The 19,312-nt window shown below is 73.6% G+C and carries 10 protein-coding genes and 2 pseudogenes; 5 read left to right on the top strand and 7 right to left on the bottom strand.

Annotated elements, in window-relative coordinates; translation table 11 throughout:
- Positions 1–134: 134 nt before the first annotated feature.
- Positions 135–1,736 (bottom strand): amino acid adenylation domain-containing protein, encoded by a 1,602-nt coding sequence (locus tag ACYP53_RS39455; RefSeq protein WP_459650926.1) that lies wholly within the window; start codon positions 1,734–1,736, stop codon positions 135–137.
- A gap of 333 nt (positions 1,737–2,069) precedes the next feature.
- Between ACYP53_RS39455 and ACYP53_RS39450 the strand changes: the two genes are divergently transcribed.
- The gene (locus tag ACYP53_RS39450) at positions 2,070–2,960 is read left to right on the top strand and encodes an ACP S-malonyltransferase (RefSeq protein WP_229929258.1); all 891 of its coding nucleotides are present in this window, start codon (positions 2,070–2,072) and stop codon (positions 2,958–2,960) included.
- On the opposite strand, the gene ACYP53_RS39445 is transcribed toward ACYP53_RS39450, so the two are convergent.
- Positions 2,948–3,187 carry an acyl carrier protein gene (locus tag ACYP53_RS39445; RefSeq protein ID WP_189926020.1) on the bottom strand — a complete coding sequence of 80 codons (240 nt, stop codon included), beginning with the start codon at positions 3,185–3,187 and terminating at the stop codon, positions 2,948–2,950. The genes ACYP53_RS39450 and ACYP53_RS39445 overlap by 13 nt on opposite strands.
- A 108-nt stretch (positions 3,188–3,295) precedes the next feature.
- Between ACYP53_RS39445 and ACYP53_RS39440 the strand changes: the two genes are divergently transcribed.
- Entirely contained in the window at positions 3,296–4,783 is a 1,488-nt protein-coding gene (locus tag ACYP53_RS39440; protein ID WP_459650925.1) for an AMP-binding protein, read from the top strand.
- Between the two features lie 72 nt (positions 4,784–4,855).
- Here the strand turns inward: ACYP53_RS39440 and ACYP53_RS39435 are convergent, their stop codons facing one another.
- Positions 4,856–5,611, bottom strand: a complete 756-nt coding sequence (locus tag ACYP53_RS39435) for a TetR/AcrR family transcriptional regulator (RefSeq protein ID WP_189926024.1) — start codon at positions 5,609–5,611, stop codon at positions 4,856–4,858.
- Positions 5,612–5,860: 249 nt separating this feature from the next.
- Here ACYP53_RS39435 and ACYP53_RS39430 point away from each other — a divergent pair, with 249 nt between their 5' ends.
- From ACYP53_RS39430 to ACYP53_RS39420, 3 genes are all read left to right on the top strand, one after another.
- Positions 5,861–7,423 carry an MFS transporter gene (locus tag ACYP53_RS39430; protein WP_189926026.1) on the top strand — a complete coding sequence of 521 codons (1,563 nt, stop codon included), beginning with the start codon at positions 5,861–5,863 and terminating at the stop codon, positions 7,421–7,423.
- A 52-nt stretch (positions 7,424–7,475) separates the two neighbouring features.
- Positions 7,476–7,874 (top strand): cold-shock protein, encoded by a 399-nt coding sequence (locus tag ACYP53_RS39425; protein ID WP_189926028.1) that lies wholly within the window; start codon positions 7,476–7,478, stop codon positions 7,872–7,874.
- Between the two features lie 229 nt (positions 7,875–8,103).
- Complete coding sequence (locus ACYP53_RS39420; protein WP_189926030.1) at positions 8,104–8,970, top strand: mycofactocin-coupled SDR family oxidoreductase; 867 nt, start codon at positions 8,104–8,106, stop codon at positions 8,968–8,970.
- Between the two features lie 76 nt (positions 8,971–9,046).
- Here ACYP53_RS39420 and ACYP53_RS39415 read toward each other — a convergent pair whose 3' ends face one another.
- From ACYP53_RS39415 to ACYP53_RS39400, 4 genes and pseudogenes are all read right to left on the bottom strand, one after another.
- Complete coding sequence (locus tag ACYP53_RS39415; RefSeq protein WP_189926033.1) at positions 9,047–10,306, bottom strand: cytochrome P450; 1,260 nt, start codon at positions 10,304–10,306, stop codon at positions 9,047–9,049.
- Positions 10,307–10,637: 331 nt separating this feature from the next.
- Positions 10,638–12,833 (bottom strand): type I polyketide synthase, encoded by a 2,196-nt coding sequence (locus ACYP53_RS39410; RefSeq protein ID WP_459650981.1) that lies wholly within the window; start codon positions 12,831–12,833, stop codon positions 10,638–10,640.
- 189 nt (positions 12,834–13,022) lie between these two features.
- Positions 13,023–18,294, bottom strand: a pseudogene (locus ACYP53_RS39405) (type I polyketide synthase); the annotation flags it as partial.
- A gap of 231 nt (positions 18,295–18,525) precedes the next feature.
- Positions 18,526–19,260, bottom strand: a pseudogene (locus tag ACYP53_RS39400) (polyketide synthase dehydratase domain-containing protein); the annotation flags it as partial.
- Positions 19,261–19,312: the final 52 nt, after the last annotated feature.

Here is a 19,312-nt window from a genome sequence, read left to right as displayed (position 1 = left end):
TGGGCCGGGAAAGGGGGCCGTCGCCGCCGGCGCCGGGACGGCGGCGCCGGGCGCGGGGCGACAGGCCGGGAAAGCGCCGGAAATCGGACGCCGGGCCCGGCCAGCGTAAATTCGGGGGAGTTCGGGCTGAACCCCTAGATCCCCCTGTTCGCCTGCTCGGAGGCGGCCGCGACGGCGAGCAGCGCGGCCCGGTCGACCTTTCCGTTGACGGTCACCGGGATGTCGTCCACGGCGTGGACCAGCTGCGGCGCCATGTAATGCGGAAGGGATTCCAGACAGAACTTCCGGATTCCGATCGCGTCGAAATCGTCGGCGACCACGAACGCGTGCAGGGCCGGGTCCGCGCCGGGTCGGGGGGCGACCAGGGCGACCGCCGAGGAAACGCCCGGGAATTCGCGCAGCCGGCGTTCGACCTCGCCGAGTTCGACCCGGTGGCCGCGGATCTGGACCTGCGAGTCGGCACGTCCGCAGAAGTACAGCTGGCCGTCCTCGCCGCGGTAGGCGAGGTCGCCGGTGCGGAACACCAGTTGGCCCGAGCGCGGGTTCAGCGGGTCGGGCACCAGGACCTTGTGGGTGGCCTCCGGGTCGTCCCAGTAGCCGGTGAACAGGGCGGGGCTGCGCAGGTGGATCTCGCCGACCACGCCGGTGGACTCGACCGGACGCCCCTCGGGGTCGAACAGCAGCAGTTCGGCGCCCGGGTGGCCGGTGCCGATCGGCAGCCGCTCCAGCCCCTCCGGCAGCGGGTTGCCGAGCAGCCCCGCCGAGCAGGCCATCGACTCGGTGGCGCCGTAGCCGTTGACGAAGCGCACGTGCGGCAGCAGCTCCTGGAGCCGGCGCAGCTCGGGCAGCGGGAAGTCCTCGCCGGTGAACAGGATGCCGCGCAGCCGGTCCAGGCCGGCCAGCGCCCCGGGTTCGTTCTGCAGGATCGGACGCCAGATCGACGGCACGCCGTCCACGTGGGTGACCCCGGTGTCGCGCAGGAGGTTGACGAACCGCCGGGGCCAGCGCAGCCGGTCGCGGTCGACGACGACCAGGGTCGCGCCGGCGCCCAGGGTGAAGCCGATGTCGAAGAGGGCGAAGTCGAACTGGAGCGAGGAGGTGGTGGCGACCCGGTCCTCGGCGCCGATGACGCCGTACTGGAGGATGCCGCGGAAGAAGGTGACCACCGCGCGGTGGCTCATCACCACGCCCTTGGGGCGCCCGGTGGTGCCGGAGGTGAAGACCAGGTAGGCGGGGTCGGTCTCGGTGACCTCGTGCCGGTGCCGGGCGCGGGCGGCCGGCCGGCGCTCCACGGAGAGCCCGTCCGGGCCGAACCACCCGGTGCCGACCGACCCGGGCAGCTCGCGCGGCGCGTTGCCCGCGGCCTGGACCAGCAGCGCCGGCTCGGCTGCCTCGACGATGGTGCGCAGCCGCTGCTCGGGCGTCTCGTGGCTGACCGGGACGAACGGCAGGCCGAGCCGGGCGCAGGCCAGCAGCATCGCGATCGCCCAGGACGAGGTGTCGGACTCGATCAGGACCCGGTCGCCGACGTCCAGGCCGAGCCCGGCCAGCGCCTCGGTGTAGGCGTCGGTGCGCCGGGCCAGCTCGCGGTAGCTGACGTCGGTGAACGCGCCGTCGGTTCCGAGTTCGACCACGGCGACGCGGTCCGGCGCGGTTTCCGCGGCGGCCAGCAGAAATCGGTGCAGGTTTTCCACCGAACCGTGCACCCGGGCGGCCGGCAGCTGGTTTGTATTCACGTATTCACCTTCGGACTCGATCAGTGATCGGCGGGTTCAGCTTGGCATTCCGGCACACTTCCGTCGACGGTCCGCGGGCCGGCGGTGCGGTGCGCCCGGGAGGCTTAGGGGGTGCTAGGGGTACAGTGCCGGCCGGGCCGCCGAACAGAATGACGCCGATCGACGCGCGGCGCGCGGATAAACGCGCGGTGCGGGGAAAACGGCAGAAATGAGGCTTCGGTGGTGTCCGACAATGCGTTGTCCGAGAATGCGGCGGCCGGCGCCATCCGGGAAAAGCAGGGGCTGATATTTCCGGGGATCGCGCCGTCGCGGTTTCCCGAGGTGGCCAGGTTCATGGTCGTGAACCCGGCCGCGCGGCGCCTGGTCGCCGTCGCCGACGAGGTCCTCGGCTACTCGCTGCTGGAGCGCTTCCAGGAGACCGGGGAGGACTTCGACGAGGCCTCCCGGGTGGCCTTCCTGGTGAACTGCCTGGCGCTGGCGGAGTGGGCCCACGAGGCGAGGGGCCTGCGGCCGGAGCTCTGCGTCGGGCCGAGCTTCGGCGGGACCCCGGCGGCGGTGTACGCCGGGGCGCTGGCGTTCCCCGATGCCGTCCGGCTGACCGTCGCGCTCGGCCGGCACACCGAGGAGTACTTCGCCCGCGAGCACCGTGACGTGGTCACCCAGTCGATCGCCCGGCTGTCCGCCGACCGGCTCGCCGAGGTCCTGGCCGAGCTGTTCGAGGCCCGCGCCTGGTACGAGATCGCCTGCTACGTGGACGAGGACTTCCACCTGGTGTCGGTCACCGAGGACCGGCTGGAGCAGCTGCTGCGGCGGGCCCGCGCCCTCGGCGGCCTGCCGCTGTACACGATGCGCCCGCCGATGCACTCGGCCGCGTTCGCCCCGCTGCGGGAGGCCGTCGCGGCCGAGGTCTTCGCCGGACTCACCCTGGCCGACCCGCGGTTGCCGCTGGTCGACGACCACGACGGCTCCCTGGTGACCACCGCCGACGGCGTCCGCGAACTGCTGCTCGACGCGATCACCCGCCCGGTCCGCTGGCCGCAGGCCGTCCGGACCATGCGCGAGCACGGGGTCGGCACGGCCGTGGTCTCGGGCCCGGACGCGCTCTGGGGCCGGGTCCCGGTGGTCACCGACACCTTCGAGGTGGTCCCGCTCACCCCGCAGCTGGCGCTGCGCCCGCGGCGCCGGAGCACCGTGACCCGGCCGGCCGTGCCTCAGGGCAGCTGACGGGCGAGGGTGCTCCAGAGCACCGCCGGCGTCTCGAAGTTCGCCAGGTCCATGGCGTCGTCGGCGAGTTCGATCCGGTAGGCCGTCTCCAGGGCCTTGAGCAGCTCCACGACACCCATGGAGTCCAGCCCGTAGTCACGCAGGCTGAGGTCGGCGGTGAAGGCGTCCGCGGCCGTCAGGTACGGCAGCCGCTTGCGCACGATCTCCTCGAACTGCTGGTCCCACACGATGGTCCGATCCTCTCCCGAGTGCGAACGAGCACGAATACCGCCGTGACGGTAGGCCGGACGGGCGAGCGCCAACCACCCTTACCGCCCCTTATCCCGGGAGTGAAGATGACTGAATCCCCCTTGCTGCACCAGCGGTTCCTCCGTGGGCTGGCCCTCGCCCCGCGGCGCCCGGCGGTCCGCTTCGGCGGGCGCGCCCTCAGCTACGAGGAACTGCACGAGATCGCGCTGCGCTGGGCGGGGCTGCTCACCGCCCGTTCGAGGCGGCCGCCGGGCGTGGTCGGCGTGCTGGCGGAGAAGGGCACGACCGCGTACGCGGGCATCCTGGCCGGCCTGTACAGCGGGGCCACCGTGGTGCCGATGGACCCGTCCTTCCCGCCGCCGCGGATCCGCTGGATGCTGGAGGACGCCCGGGTGGAGACCGTCCTGGCGGACGGGCCGGGCCGGGCCGCGCTGGCGGCGACCGGGGTGGACGTGCCGGTGCTCAGCCCGGCGGAGTCGGACGGGGCGGCGGGCGCGCCGGCCGAGCCGGCCGCGGCCGCCCGGGACAGCGCGTACGTCCTGTTCACCTCGGGCTCCACCGGCCGGCCCAAGGGGGTGCGGCTGACCGACGCCAACCTGGCGGCGTACTTCCGCACCTTCGACGCCCGCTACGCCTTTGGGCCGGAGGACGTGTTCTCGCAGACCCTGGGGCTCAACTTCGACTGCTCCCTGGTCGACATGTTCGGTGCCTGGGCGGCCGGCTCCGCCGTCCAGGTGGTGTCCGGCCAGGCCTTCGGCGACCTGCCGGGGTTCGCGGCCGAGCACGGCCTGACGGTCTGGTTCTCGACACCGAGCGCGATCGCCCTGGTCCGCCGGATGGGCGGGCTGCGGCCGGGAGCACTGCCCGGGCTGCGGCTGAGCTACTTCGCGGGCGAGGCGCTGCTGTGCTCGGACGCCGAGCAGTGGCAGCGGGCGACCGGCGGAGTGGTGGAGAACCTCTACGGGCCGACCGAGCTGACCATCACGGTGACCGGGCACCGGTACTCGCCGCGCACCCGGGAACTGGCCGTCAACGGGCTGGTGCCGATCGGCCGGGTGCACGAGGGCCACGACCGGGTGCTGCTCGGCCCGGACGGCGAACCGGCCGAGGACGAGGGCGAGTTGTGCGTCACCGGGGCGCAGATGTCGCCGGGCTACCTGGACCCGGAGCAGGACCGGGGGCGGTTCGTCGAGATGGCCGGCCGCACCTGGTACCGCACCGGCGACCGGGTGCGGCTGCTGCCCGGCGGGGAGCTGGCCTACCTGGGCCGCTCGGACTCCCAGGTCCAGGTGCACGGGCTGCGGGTGGAGCTCTCCGAGGTGGACCAGGCGGTGCGCGAGCTCCCCGGGGTGACGGACGCGGTCACGGTGCCGGTGACCGCCGGGGGCACGACCGAGCTGGCCGTGTACTACACCGGTGAACGGACCGCGCCGGTGGTGCTGGCCAGGCTGCTGCGTGAGCGGCTGCCCGCGGGCATGGTGCCGCGACGGCTGGAGCACCTGGCGGAGTTCCCGCTCAACGCCAACCGGAAGGTGGACCGGGGGCTGCTGGCCGAGCGGGCCGCCGGGAGCTGAGCGGACGGAACGGCGGCGGGGTGACGGCGTACGGCCGTCACCCCGCCGCCGTTTCCGGGGCGGGTGCCCCGGTCAGGCCGAACGCTTGGCCTCGCGCTCGGCGACCCGGACGCTGATGCCGTCCAGTACGCAGCGCAGCCCGAACTCCGGGCCGGAGCCCTCGGCCGGCCCGAAGGCGCCGGAGACGAGCGCCTCCTGGAGCGCCGGGTAGCGGTCCTGGTGGTCGTTGATCAGGGTCGCGATGGCCATGCCCCACTGCTCGCCGGTCATGGCGTGCTTGGCGCTGCCCATGTCGACCGAGTACTGCGCCCAGCTGCGGACGTGGCTGGAGACCACCCGGATGGCGTCGGTCTTCTCGCTGCCGGTGAGTCCGCTGTCGGCGAGTGCCTGCATGGCCATCTCGACCCAGCCGAGCTCGTTGGGACCCATCAGACGGTCGTCGGTGACCGCGCGGGAGACCCACGGGTGCTGGTCGTAGACGTGCCGCATGGCGCGCGCCCAGAACTCCAGCCGGGGGCGCCAGCCGGTCAGCCCGGGGTCGAAGGTCGGCGGCGGGCCGAGCGCGGTGTCGATCATCAGGTCGACCAGTTCGGCCTTGCCGGGCACGTACCGGTAGAGCGACATGGTGGTGAAGCCGAAGTCGCCGGCCACCCGCTGCATCGAGAAGGCGGGGAAGCCCTCCTCGTCGGCGATGGCGATCGCCCGTTCCACGATCATCTCGACCGACAGACCTGGTCTCGGCCCCCGGGTGGGTTTCTGGCGCGGCCGCCAGAGGAGCTTGACGCTCCGCTCCCGATCGCCGAAGACGCTGGCTTCCTTCGATGACATCTGTGTTCTCCCGGGCATCTGACTGCGGTTCTTCATCCTCGTCGTGCCATGTCGAGACGTATGCGCTGGTGGCCTCGTGTTGACCCCGACTGGCCCTGTTCGCAGGCCGGTTGACACCGGACGTGGGACCAGTATACAAGTTAAGCAGTCAGGTATGAGGGCTATACAGTTTGGCCCATCAGCAAAGCCTGTCCCGCAGCCTGTCCCGCTGCCGTGCCACCACATCCGTCACCGAAGGAGCGTCCTTCCATGGCCGCTGATCTCCACGCACCCGCCGCCTCGGCGCCGCCCGCCGTCGGGGCCGCCCGCCGATGGATCGCCCTGGTCGTCATCTGCATGGCCGCACTGGTCCTCAGCCTCGACACCACCGTCCTGCAGCTCGCGATCCCCAACCTGATCGACGACCTGGACACCTCCGCCTCGCAGATCCTCTGGATCGCGGACATCTACGGCTTCGCCCTCGCCGGCCTGCTCATCACCATGGGCAGCCTCGGGGACCGGATCGGCCGCAAGAAGCTCCTGCTCTTCGGCTGCGTCGCCTTCGGCGCGGCCTCGCTGATGGCCGCCTACGCGGACAGCGCGGGCATGCTCATCGCCGCCCGCGCGATCCAGGGCATCGCCGGCGCCACGGTCTACCCGACCACGCTGTCGATCATCCGCAACATCTTCACCAACCCGAAGGAGCGGACCACCGCCATCGGCATCTGGTCCGGCCTGATCAGCGGTGGCCTCGCGCTCGGCCCGATCCTGGCCGGCCCGATGCTCACCCACTGGTGGTGGGGCTCGGTCTTCCTGATCAACCCCTTCGTGATGGCCGCGGTCGTCCTGGTCGCCCTCTTCGTGGTGCCCGAGTCCCGCAACCCCAACGCCAGCCGGCTCGACGTCGTCAGCGTCCCGCTCTCGGCCATCGGCATCATCGGCATCGTCTACGCCATCCAGGAGTCCGTCCGGGACGGCATCGGCCAGCCGCGCATCATCGCCGCCATCGCGATCGGCGTGCTCTCCCTGATCCTCTTCGTCTGGCGCCAGACCCGGCTGGAGGAGCCGCTCATCGACGTGCGGCTGTTCACCAACCGCTACTTCGCCGGCGCCGTCACCGCCAACACCGGCGGCCTGTTCGCCTTCATCGGCGTGACCCTGCTGCTCAGCCAGTACTTCCAGCTCGGCCACCAGTGGTCCCCGCTGCGCACCGGCATGTCGATGCTGCCGCCGATCGTCCTGGCGATCTTCTTCGGGCCGGTCGTCGCGATGCTCATCCCCAAGCTGGGCCGCGCCAAGATCATCGGCACCGGGATCTTCCTGATCGGCGTCTCGATGTTCATGTACGGCTGGGTGGACGCCGACTCCGGCTACGTCTCCGTGCTGATCCCGCTCCTGATCCAGGCCATCGGCGCGACCTCCACCTTCACCGTGACCGCCGACATCATCATCAACAGCGCCCCCAAGGAGCGCTCGGGCGCCGCCTCCGCGATCGCCACCACCTGCGCCGAACTCGGCGGCGCGCTCGGCACCGCCGTCCTGGGCACCATCCTCAACGCCGTCTTCCACCGCGACATCACCGTCCCGAAGGGCGTGCCCGCCGGCGCCGCGACGGACGCCGTCAAGGACTCGCTCGGCGGTGCCATGCAGGCCGCCGGCCAGCTGCCCGCCGACGTCGGCGGCAAGGTGATCGAGGCCGCGAAGACCGCCTTCGCCCACGGCCTCAACAAGGCCACCCTGATCACCGCCTGCCTGCTGATGGTGCTCGCCGTGATCTCGATCTACACCCTCCGCGGCGTCCCCGACGAGTTCCCCGAGGACCCCGAGGCCTGATCCGGCCCATCCCACCCCGTACGGCACAACCGCGAGAGAGGAGCGACGAGCCATGACCGTAGGAAGGGTCATCCGCTTCGACGAAGCCCGTGGATACGGCTTCATCACGCCGATGGAGGGCGGAGCCGACGTCTTCGTCCACGCCAACGACCTCGTCACGGCCGACCGGGAACTGCGTCCCGGGGTCAGGGTGTCGTTCGAGATCTTCTCGAGCGACCGCGGACTCAAGGCGTACGCGGTCCAGGTCATCGGCGAGGCCGAGGCCACGGCCCGGCTCTCCTCCCCGCGGCGCCCCGTCGGACGGGCGACCCCGCTCGCCGAGGCGCAGTACCGGCGGGAGGTCGCCGCCGTCATCAGCACCGAGGACGCCGCCCTGACACCGCAGCAGGCGTCCTCGCTCTGCCACCGGCTGGTCGACGTGGCCCGGCGCCAGGGCTGGCTGCACCGCTGAGACCTGTCGGCCCGCCGGGCCGGCCCCGCCAACAGCCGTACCCCGGCAGGCTCTTCAGGACCCCTAACAGTGCTCACCGAGCACGGTTAGGGGTCAGCTTTCCTCCCGCCAGGCGGTAGGACAAGGGGGCGGACCACCACCGCTCCCGCCACCGGCCGGCCGCGTCCCGCACGCGGCCGCCCGTCGGCGCGGCAGCCCCCAACCCGACCGCTCAACGATGGAGGACCAGATGGGTCGCGTGCAGGACAAGGTCGTACTTATCACCGGCGCCGCTCGCGGACTCGGCCGCAGCCACGCGCTGCGCCTGGCCGAGGAGGGCGCCGACATCATCGCCGTCGACGTCTGCAAGGACCCCTCGGCGGCCCACTACGCCGGCTCCACCGTCTCCGACCTGGACGAGACCGTCGAGCTGGTGCGCAAGACCGGCCGCCGCGCCGTCGCCAAGCAGGCCGACGTGCGCGACCGCGCCGCGCTCGCCGCGGCCATCGCCGAGGCCGTCGAGGAGCTCGGCCGGCTCGACGTCGTCATCCCCAACGCCGGCATCAACCCGGTCGGCAACGACCTGCCGGTCACCGCCTTCACCGACACCGTCGACATCAACCTGGTCGGCGCGATCAACACCGTGCACGCCGCGCTGCCGCACCTCGGCGAGGGCGCCTCGATCATCGTCATCGGCTCGGTGGTCGCCCTCATGCCGCGCTTCGACGGCATGGGCATCGGCGGCCCGGGCAACGCCGGCTACAACTTCACCAAGTCCATGCTCACCGAGTACGCCGACTGGCTGGGCGTGCAGCTCGCCCCGCACAACCAGCGCGTCAACGTGGTGCACCCCACCACCGTCGCCACCGAGCTGATGCAGAACACCACCATGTACAAGACCTTCCGCCCGGACCTGGAGAACCCCACCGCGGACGACGTGGCGGGCGCGCTGCACGCCGTCCACGGCCTCCCGGTGGCCTTCCTGGAGCCCGCCGACGTCTCGCACGCCATCGTCTACCTGGCCTCGGAGGAGTCCCGGTTCGTCACCGGCACCCAGCTGCGGGTCGACGCCGGCATGATCAACAAGCTCGCCGCCGGAGCCCGCCCGGGCGCCTGACCCACGGCCGCACCGACGGCGAAGGCCGCGCCCCCTGCCCGGGGCGCGGCCTTCGCCGTCGGTGCGGGCGGGTCGGTCAGCCCACGACGACCGGAAGGTGCTCGTAACCGATCAGGCCCAGGCCGGTGCGCTTCTCCGGCGTGCCGACCACCTCGATGGTCTTGAAGCGCTCCAGCAGCGCCGGGAAGAGCACCTGGGTCTCCATCCGCGCCAGCGCCGCGCCCATGCAGAAGTGCGGGCCGCCGCTGAAGCTCAGGTGCGGGCCCTGGTCGCGGGTGAAGTCCAGCTTGGCCGGGTCCGGGTACTGCAGCGGGTCGCGGTTGGCCGCCGCCAGGATCAGCCACATGAAGTGGCCCGGCGGGATCTCCTGGCCGCCCAGCAGGGTCGGCTCGGTGGCGACCCGGCTGGCGCCCACGATCGGCGTGCCGTGGCGCAGCAGCTCCTCGATCGCCTTCGGGGTCAGGCTCGGGTCGTCGCGCAGCAGCTTCTGCTGGTCCGGGAACTCCCAGAGCGCGTGGACCGCGTTGCCGATGAAGTTGGTCGTGGTCTCGAAACCGGCCACGAACAGGAAGCTCGCCAGGCCCAGCAGCTCGTCCTCGGACATCCCGTCCTGGCCGCGCCGCGCGGCGAGGCCGGAGAGCAGGTCCTCGCGCGGGTTCCGGGCCCGCTCGTCCAGCAACTCGCTGAAGTAGCCGCGCAGTTGGGTCGCGGCGCGGTCGGCCCCGGCGAGGTCCTCCTCGGTGTAGTAGCCGGCCCAGACCCGGGTCCAGCCGTTCGCCAGCTCGTAGAAGAGCATCGCCTGGTCGTCCGGGACGCCCAGCATCTCGGCGATGACGGCCACCGGGAAGCGGCTGGCCAGCACGTCGATCAGGTCCACCGGCCGACCGCCCGCGCCCTGCTCGGCCAGGTCGTCCAGGTGCTTGGCGGCCAGCCGCTCCACGACCTCGCGCATCTTCTGGATCGCGTTCGGGGTGAAGACGTGGCCGGCCGCGCCGCGGACCCGGGTGTGGTCCGGCGCGTCCAGGCAGACGAGGGCGCTCAGGTAGAGGCGCATCGACTCGTGGTCGGCCCAGTCCTCGCGCCACTTCGCCGCGGCCGCCGGGCCGTTGGCGGTGTTCTGCATCCGCATGACCTCGGCCACCTCGCGGTAGCCCGTCACCGCCCAGAGGCCGGGGTACTGGGCGCTCGGGAACACCCGGCCGGCGGAGCGGAGCTCGTCGTACAGCGGGTACGGGTCCGTGACCATCGGCGGCGTGCCGAGACGGTTCAGCGCGGTGTTGGCCGCCTCGCGGGTGGCGTCGGTCACCGGTTCGGTGGTCGGTTCGGTCGTCGTCATGACGGGCTCCGATCGTGTCGGTCGGCCCCGTGGCGCGGAACTCCTCGGCGCGCGACGGGAATGGTGCCGGAGAACACCGGGCGGTCACCCGGGTCGGCGTACGGGCCCGGATGCCCGGGGGCGCAAGGCCCGGGGCGGGGTGCCCGGCGCCCGCCACGATAGGGCGGGGATTTTTCGGCCGGGCACCCCTAGTCGCCCCTGTCCTCGGCGGGCTCGGTGCGGTGCGGTCGTGGTGCGGTGCGGTCGTGGTGCGGTGCTTCGTGGTGCGGTGCTTCGTGGTGCGGTGCTTCGTGGTGCGGTGCGGAGTCGTGCCCGTGTCGGGCGGTGGCGGTCAGGGCTGGTCGGGCAGGCCGAACTCCTGGTCGAGGATGTCGAAGAGCTCGTCGTCGGTCGCGGCGCTGAGGTCGGCCTCCGGCACCGCCTCCCGGTCGACCCGCCAGCGGCGCAGCAGCGCCTCCAGCCGGTCCGTCACCTTGGCCCGGGCGGCGTCACCCGCCGCCGGCCCGCCCGCCGGATCGGCCGCCGCGAACGCCGCGTCCATGGCCGCCTCCAGGCGGTCCACCTCGGCGAGCACGGCGCCCGTCGTCCCGGCCCGCTCGGCCTCCCCGACCAGCTCGTCCACCAGAGCCACCACATCGGGCACGGTCGGGTGGTCGAAGACCAGCGTCGAGGGCAGCACGGCGCCGGTCGCCGTGGTCAGCCGGTTGCGCAGCTCCACCGCGCTGAGCGAGTCGAAGCCCAACTCGCGGAAGGGCAGCCGCTGGTCCACGGCGGCCGCCGACGGGTACCCCAGCACCACGGCCACGTGCGAGCGCACCAGCTCGGTCAGCGTCCGTTCCCGCTCCGCCGGGGCCAGGCCGGCCAGCCGGCGGAGCAGGTCCTCGGCGGCCGCGGCGCCGTCGGCCCGGCCGGCCGAGCCGGAGCGGGCGACCGGGCGCACGACGCCGTGCAGCAGCGGCGGCAGGACGCCGTCCGAGGCCAGCTCGCGGATCGCGCCCTGGTCGAGCCGCGCGGCCACCAGGAGCGCCTCCGGGTGGCACAGGGCCTCGTCGAACAGCGCGAGGGCGTCGGCCGGGGCCAACTCCCGCAGACCGGGCCGACGTCGGGACGGACGGTCGGAGTCCTCGGACCCCTCCGTCCCGGCCCCGGCCCAGGGCCCGTAGGCGAGAGCGATCCCCGGGAGGCCGAGGCCGCGGCGGTGCCCGGCGAGCGCGGCGAGCCCGGCGTCGACCGCTGCGGCGGCCGCCTGACCGGCCGACTGGAGCAGTGCGGACGCCCCGGTGAGAACGACGAACTGGGAAAGCTCCAGGCCGAGTTCGCCGGTGACCTCGTGCAGGGTGCGGGCGTCGTCGGCCCCGGCGGCGAGCAGGTCGCCGAACCGCTCCGGGGCGAACGTGGACACCGTCGCGGCCTCACCGGCCGGAGCGGCGTGGACCACCGCGCGGACCGGCGGCTCGGTGCCACGGATCAGCTCGGTGAGCGCGTCACGGTCGGCGACGGCGTCCCCGTCGGCCACCCGGACGTCCGCGCCCAGGGCGGCCAGTTCGGCGGGGTCGCTACCGGCGCCGAGCAGAAGCAGGTGGCGGACGCCGTGGTGGGTGACGAGGTGGCGGGCGAGGAGGGAGCCGAGGGCGCCGGTGCCGCCGGTGACCAGGACGGTGCCGTCCGGGTCGAACGACGGGCTCGCGGTCGCGGCCTGGGCCTCGGGTTCCACGGACCGGCGGCGGACCAGGCGCGGGGAGTGCGGTACGCCGCCCCGGAAGGCCAGTTCGGCCTCGCCGGAGGCCAGGGCGACCGCCGGTGCCCGCTCGGCTCCAGGGCCGCCGTCGGTGTCCACCAGGACGAACCGGTGCGGGTGCTCCGCCTGCGCCGCGCGCACCAGGCCCCAGACCTGGGACTGCGCCGGGTCCGGCCCGTCGACGGCCCCGGTCGTCACGACGACCAGCGGCGTGTCCGCGCACCGGTCGTCCGAGAGCCACCGCTGGAGCGCCGCCAGCGTACGGGCGGCCGCCCGGGCGTTCGACGGGCAGCGGAAGACGGCGCCGTCAGAGGCCGCCAACTCCTCATCGGTGGGCCGGACTTCCCCGAGCTCCACGAGAACGGCGGAACGGCTCGGCGCGGCCGGTGCCAGCGGCTGCCACTCCACCCGGAACAGCGGGGCCCGGTGACGTTCGGCCCGCAGCGTCACGGCGTCCACCACCGCCACCGGGTGGCCCTCGTCGTCGGCGATGCCCAGCGACACCGTCTCCTCGTCGCTGCGGGTCAGCCGGACCCGCAGCACCCGCCGGCCGGCGGCGAACACGCTCACCCCGCGCCAGGCGACCGGTGAGGCGACACCGCCCCGCGCGGCCAGGGCGGAGAGCAGGGCGGCGTCGAGCAGGGCGGGGTGCAGGTTGTACGGGGTCGCGTCCTCGGTCTCGGCCTTGACCTCGGTCTCGGTCTCGTGCTCGGGGAGGGCGATGTCGGCGTAGACGTCCTCGCCGAGGCGCCAGACGGCGCGCAGGCACCGGAGCGCGGTGTCGAGCACGGCGGGCTGGTCGTGGAGGCCGTCGAGGGAGTCGAGGGGGATCGGTTCGGCGCCGGTGGGGGGCCAGGTGGTGAGTGGTTCGGGTGTCGGGTCGGTGGTGGGGGCGAGGGTGCCTTCGGCGTGGCGGGTCCAGTCCTGCTGGTCGGGGTGGCGGGAGTGGATGGTGAGGGTGCGGCGGCCGGTGGTGTCGGGTGCGGTGACGGTGGTCTGGAGCTGGACGGTGCCGTGCTCGGGGACGGTCAGCGGGGCGTGGAGGGTGAGCTCTTCGATGACCGGGCAGCCGGTGTGGTTGCCGGCCCGGGTGGCCAGCTCGACGACGGCGGTGCTGGTCAGCCAGGGGAGGGCGTCCGGGGTGAGGCTGCTGGTGACGTGGGTGGCGCCGTCGGGGGTGTCGATGGCGACGCCGAGCAGCGGATGGTCGGGGCTGCTGGATCCGGCCCGTGTGGCGAGCCAGTACGTCCGGTGTTGGAAGGCGTAGGTGGGGAGGGGGATGGTGTGGGCGGTGGGGTTGAGGGGGTGAGGTGGAGGGTGGCGAGGGCGGTGACCAGCTGACGGGGTTCGGGGTGGTTGCGGCTTGTGGTGGGGGTGGTGTTGGGGGTGAGGGGGGTGAGGGCGGCGTCGGGGCCTATTTCGAGGTGGGTGGTGACGCCTTGGGTGGCGAGGTGGGTGATGGTGTGGTGGTAGCGGACGGTGCCGCGGAGGTGGTTGACCCAGTAGTCGGCGGAGACCTCCGTGAGCGGTGTCCCGGTGAGGTTGGAGATGACCGGGATGGCCGGCGCGTGGTGGGTGATGCTCGTGGCGATGGCCCGGAAGTCTTCGAGGATCGGGTCCATGAGGGGGGAGTGGAAGGCGTGGGAGACCTTCAGTCGGGTGTGCTTGCGGTCGGCGAACTGCGCGAGCACGGCGTCCACGGCGGCTTCGGTTCCTGAGATGACGACGCTGTCGGCGGAGTTGACGGCGGCGATGGTGACGTCGTCGGTCAGGTGGGGCTGGATTTCGTCTTCGGTGGCGCGCAGGGCGGCCATCGAGCCGCCGGTGGGCAGGGACTGCATGAGGCGGGCGCGGGCGGAGACGAGGGTGCAGGCGTCGTCGAGGGTGAGGATGCCGGAGGCGTGGGCGGCGGTGATCTCGCCGAGGGAGTGTCCGGCGAGGTAGTCCGGGCGTACGCCCAGCGACTCCAGCAGTCGGTACAGCGCGGTTTCGAAGGCGAACAGGGCGAGTTGGGCGGTGCCGGTCTGGTTGAGGGCGTCCGGGTCCTCGCCCCACATGACCTCCCGGACGGGGACGTCGAAGCGTGCGAGGACGTCGTCCAGCGCCGAGGCGAAGACGGGGAACGCCTCGTACAGCTCCCGGCCCATGCCGAGGCGTTGGGCGCCCTGGCCGGTGAAGAGGAAGGCGAGGCGGCCGGTGAGGGGCTGGCTGCTGACGATCCCGGGGTGGTTCTTCCCTTCGGCCAGTGCGCGGAGCGCGTCGAGGAGTTCGTCGCGTCCGGTGCCGATGACGACGGCCCGCTGGTCCAGCTGGGCGCGGGTGGTGGTGAGGGAGTGGGCGATGTCGCGCGGGTCGGCGTCGGTCGCCTCGATGTGGGCGAGCAGGCGGGTGGCCTGGTCGCGCAGGGCGTCGGGGTGCGGGCGGACAGGGGCCAGGCCAGCGGCAGGGCGGGCTCGGTGGCCGGGGTGGCCGGTTCGACGGCTGCCGGTTCGGGGGCCTGTTCGATGATGACGTGGGCGTTGGTGCCGGAGATGCCGAAGGAGGAGACGGCGGCCCGGCGCGGGCGCCCGGTCTGCGGCCAGTTCTGGGCCTGGGTGAGGAGTTCGACCTTGCCGGTCTCCCAGTCGACATGGCTGGACGGTGTGTCGACGTGGAGGGTCTTCGGCAGGACGCCGTGGCGCATGGCCTCGACCATCTTGATGATGCCGCCGACACCGGCCGCGGCCTGGGCGTGTCCGATGTTGGACTTCAACGAGCCGAGCCAGAGCGGCTCGTCGCGGTCCTGCCCGTAGGTGGCGAGCAGCGCCTGGGCCTCGATGGGGTCGCCGAGCGTGGTGCCCGTCCCGTGCGCCTCGACGGCGTCGACGTCGGCCGCCGTCAGTTGCGCGTTGGTCAGTGCCGCGCGGATGACGCGTTGCTGGGCGGGGCCGTTGGGGGCGGTGAGGCCGTTGGAGGCGCCGTCCTGGTTGACGGCCGTGCCGCGGACGACGGCGAGCACCGGGTGGCCGTTGCGTCGGGCGTCGCTGAGCCGTTCGACGAGCAGCATGCCGACGCCCTCGGCCCAGCCGGTGCCGTCCGCCGCGTCGGAGAAGGCCTTGCAGCGCCCGTCCGCGGCGAGTCCGCGCTGGCGGCTGAACTCGACGAACAGTTCGGGGGTGGCCATCACGCAGACCCCGCCCGCGAGGGCGAGTGTGGACTCGCCGCTGCGCAGTGACTGGGCGGCCATGTGCAGCGCGACCAGGGAGGACGAACAGGCGGTGTCGACGGTGACGGCCGGGCCCTCGAACCCGAAGGTGTAGGAGATGCGCCCCGACGCAACGCTGGTCGCCCGTCCGGCGCCCGTGTACCCGGCGACCTCCTCGGGGACGCCCGAGCCGCTCGCGTACTCCTGGTGCGAGGCTCCGACGAACACGCCGGTCGCCGTGGCGGCCAGCGATGCCGGGGCGATCCCGGCCCGTTCCAGCGCCTCCCAGGAGGCTTCCAGCAGCAGGCGCTGCTGCGGGTCCATGGCGAGCGCCTCGCGCGGGCTGATGCCGAAGAACGCGGGGTCGAACCGGCCCGCGTCGTAGAGGAATCCGCCCTCCAGGGTGTGACCGCCGTCGGCGCCGGCCGCGGCCTCGTAGAGGTGGGTCCGGTCCCAGCCGCGGTCGGTGGGGAAGTCCGAGACGGCGTCGACGCCGTCGGCGACCAGCCGCCACAGGTCCTCGGGTGAGGAGACGCCGCCGGGGTAGCGGCAGGCCATGCCGATGATGGCGATCGGCTCGTCGGGGTCGCCCGCGCCGGCGGTGCGTCCGGTGCTGCCGGGCGTGGCGGTGGTGGCCGCGGTGCCGGGTCCGTCGGCGGCGAGCTCGGCCGCGAGGTGGCGGGCGAGGGCTTCGGCGTTCGGGTAGTCGAAGACGAGGGTGGCCGGCAGGCGCAGGCCGGAGGCGGTGTTGATGCGGTTGCGCAGTTCGATCGCGGAGAGCGAGTCGAAGCCGAGGTCCTTGAAGGCCCGCAGCGGGTCGACGGCGGCGCCCGAGCTGTGCCCGAGGACGGCGGCGGCCTGGGTGAGGACGGCGTTCAGCGCGAGTTCGAGCCGTTCGTCGGCCGGGGCCTGGGCGATGCGCAGAGCGAGCGTGTCGCCGTTCGCGGCGCCGTCGGCGGCCGTGCGGCGGGTGGGTACCCGGACGAGTCCGGAGAGCAGCGGTGTGGTGGTGCGGACGACCTGGAGGTCGAGCCGCATCGGGAGGACCACCGGTTCGGTGAGCCGGGTGGCGGCGGCGAAGAGCCCGACGCCCTGCTCGGCAGAGAGCGGGCGCATCCCGGACTGGGTGACCCGGCGGATGTCGGTCTCGCTCATCGCCCGGCCCATGCCGTCGGCCCACAGGCCCCAGGCCAGTGCCTGACCGGGCAGTCCGGTCGCCCGGCGGTGGGCGGCGAGGGCGTCCAGGAAGGCGTTGGCCGCGCCGTAGTTGCCCTGCCCGCCGGAGCCGACGATGCCGGAGGCGGAGGAGAACAGGACGAACATCGCCAGGTCGAGGTGGCGGGTGAGCTCGTGCAGGTGCCAGGCGGCGGTGGCCTTGGGGCGCAGGACGGTGGTGACGCGCTCGGGGGTGAGCGAGGCGATGACGCCGTCGTCGACGACGCCCGCGGTGTGCACCACGCCGGTCAGCGGGTGTTCGGCGGGGATGCCGTCGATGACGGCGGCCAGCAGCTCCCGGTCGGCGACGTCCCCGGCGGCGATCCGGACGTCCGCGCCGAGTCCGGTGAGTTCGCGGACGAGTTCGGCGGCGCCGGGCGCGTCGCCGCCGCGCCGGCTGAGCAGCAGCAGGTGGCGGACGCCCTGCTCGGCGACCAGGTGGCGGGCGACCAGGGCGCCGAGGCCACCGGTGCCGCCGGTGACGAGGACCGTGCCCTCGGGGTCCAGGTCGGTGGGGACGGTGAGCGTCACCTTGCCGACGTGCCGGGCCTGGCTGATGTGCCGGAAGGCCTCGGCGGCCCGGCGGACGTCCCACGCGGTGACCGGTGACGGGCGCAGCGCGCCGGACTCGAAGAGCGGCAGCAGCTCGTGCAGCATCTGCCGGATCCGCTCGGGCCCGGCGTCCAGCATGTCGAACGCCCGGTAGGTGACGCCGGGGTGGTCCAGGCCGACCTGTTCGGCGTCGCGGACGTCCGTCTTGCCCATCTCGACGAAGCGGCCGCCGCGCGGCAGCAGACCGAGCGAGGCGTCCACGAACTCGCGGGCGAGCGAGTTGAGGACCACGTCCACCCCGGCGCCGTCGGTGGCGGTGCGGAACCGGTCGGCGAAGTCCAGGGTGCGGGAGTTGGCGATGTGCGCCTCGTCCAGGCCGAGTTCGGCCAGGGCGGGCCACTTGCCGGGGGAGGCGGTGCCGAACACCTCGGCCCCGAGGTGCCGGGCCACCTGGACGGCGGCCATGCCGACACCGCCGGTCGCCGCGTGCACCAGGACCCGCTCGCCGGGACGGACCGCGGCCAGGTCGACCAGGCCGTACCAGGCGGTGAGGAAGACGATCGGGACGGTCGACGCCTGCTGGAAGGTCCAGCCGGTCGGCATCGGGGCGAGCAGCCGGTGGTCGCTCACCGCGACCGGGCCGAAGGCGTTCTCGAAGATGCCGAACACCCGGTCGCCGGGCCGCAGGCCGGTGACCCCGGGCCCGCACTCCAGCACCACGCCGGCACCCTCGCCGCCGATCGCCCCTCCGCCGGGGTACATGCCCAGCGCGATCATCACGTCCCGGAAGTTGACGCCGGCCGCCCGGACCCCGACCCGGACCTGTCCGGGCTCCAGCGGCGCCGCGGCGTCCGGAGCCGGGGCGAGTTCGAGGCTCTCCAGGGTGCCGCCGCCGGTCGTCTCCAGCCGCCAGGGCCCGGCCGGCGGCACCAGCCCGTCCCGGGCGGACACCGCGCGCAGCCGTGCCAGGTGGGCCGTACCGGCGCGCACCACGAGCTGCGGCTCGTCCCCGGAGGCCAGCAGCGCGGCGATCCGGGCCTCGGTGGTCGCGTCGTCGGCGTCCACCAGCAGGTAGCGGTTCGGTGCCTCGGCCTGAGCCGCCCGGACCAGGCCCCACGCCGACGCGGCGGCCAGGTCGGTGACCCGCTCGCCGTCGAGGGCGACCGCGCCCCGGGTGCGGACGACCAGCCGGGACTCGGCGAAGCGCTCGTCGGCGGCCCACGAGGACAGCGCACCGACCAGGCGGTCCGTCAGCTCCTGCACCGCCTCCGGAACGTCCAGGCCCTCGGCCGGCGCGGCGTCCAGGAACACCAGGCCCGGCACCGCCCCGTCGGCCGTCGGCTCGCCCCAGCGGCCGTACGACGCGGCCGGGCCGTCCTCGGGCACGCCGCCCGCGGGCGCGGGCAGGGCCTCCCAGGCCACCCGGTAGAGCGACTCGAAGGGGTTGCGGCCGGGGCCGCCACCGATCTGCTCGGCGCTGAACTCCCGCAGGACGAGCGAGTCCAGTGCCAGCACCGGCTGCCCGGTCGGGTCCGCGGCCGTCAGCCGGATCTCGCCGTGCCGCAGCGGGGTGATCCGCACGCGCAGGGCGCGGGCGCCGGTGGCGTGCAGGTGCAGGCCGGACCAGGCGAACGGCAGGGCGGCGCGGTCCTCCGAGGCGCTGGTCAGCGCCATCGGGTGCAGGGCGGCGTCGAGCAGCGCCGGGTGCAGGTTGAACGGGGACGCGTCCTCGTCCTCGGGGAGGGCGATGTCGGCGTAGACGTCCTCGCCGAGGCGCCAGGCGGCGCGTACGCCCTGGAACACCGGGCCGTACGGCAGACCACCCAGGGCCATCCGCGGGTACAGCCCGCTGACGTCCACCGGTTCGGCGCCGGTGGGGGGCCAGGTGGTGAGTGGTTCGGGTGTCGGGTCGGTGGTGGGGGCGAGGGTGCCTTCGGCGTGGCGGGTCCAGTCCTGCTCGTCGGGGAGGCGGGAGTGGATGGTGAGGGTGCGGCGGCCGGTGGCGTCGGGTGCGGTGACGACGGTCTGGAGCTGGACGGTGCCGTGCTCGGGGACGGTCAGCGGGGTGTGGAGGGTGAGCTCTTCGACGGTCGGGCAGCCGGTGTGGTCGCCGGCCTGGGTGGCCAGCTCGATCAGGCCGGTACCGGGGAAGACGATGGTGCCCGCGACCACGTGGTCGGTGAGCCAGGGCTGGGCGGTGGTGGACAGGCGCCCGGTGAGGACGGTGGTGCCGGTGTCGGGGACGGTGAGGTGCGTGGTGAGGATCGGGTGGCCCAGGGGGGTGAGGCCGAGAGCCGCCGGGTCGGCGGTGGTCAGC

Source organism: Kitasatospora sp. Ki12 (assembly GCF_054601375.1).
Note: the sequence above shows the minus strand (reverse complement) of the source record. Positions and strands in the feature narration are given on the sequence as shown.

Bases quoted from the DNA above. Each gene is read 5' to 3' on its own strand.
- ACYP53_RS39450 (WP_229929258.1), top strand. From the start codon at position 2,070: ATGGTCGTGAACCCGGCCGCGCGGCGCCTGGTCGCCGTCGCCGACGAG.
- ACYP53_RS39440 (WP_459650925.1), top strand. From the start codon at position 3,296: ATGACTGAATCCCCCTTGCTGCACCAGCGGTTCCTCCGTGGGCTGGCC.
- ACYP53_RS39435 (WP_189926024.1), bottom strand. From the start codon at position 5,611: ATGTCATCGAAGGAAGCCAGCGTCTTCGGCGATCGGGAGCGGAGCGTC.
- ACYP53_RS39430 (WP_189926026.1), top strand. From the start codon at position 5,861: ATGGCCGCTGATCTCCACGCACCCGCCGCCTCGGCGCCGCCCGCCGTC.
- ACYP53_RS39425 (WP_189926028.1), top strand. From the start codon at position 7,476: ATGACCGTAGGAAGGGTCATCCGCTTCGACGAAGCCCGTGGATACGGC.
- ACYP53_RS39420 (WP_189926030.1), top strand. From the start codon at position 8,104: ATGGGTCGCGTGCAGGACAAGGTCGTACTTATCACCGGCGCCGCTCGC.
- ACYP53_RS39415 (WP_189926033.1), bottom strand. From the start codon at position 10,306: ATGACGACGACCGAACCGACCACCGAACCGGTGACCGACGCCACCCGC.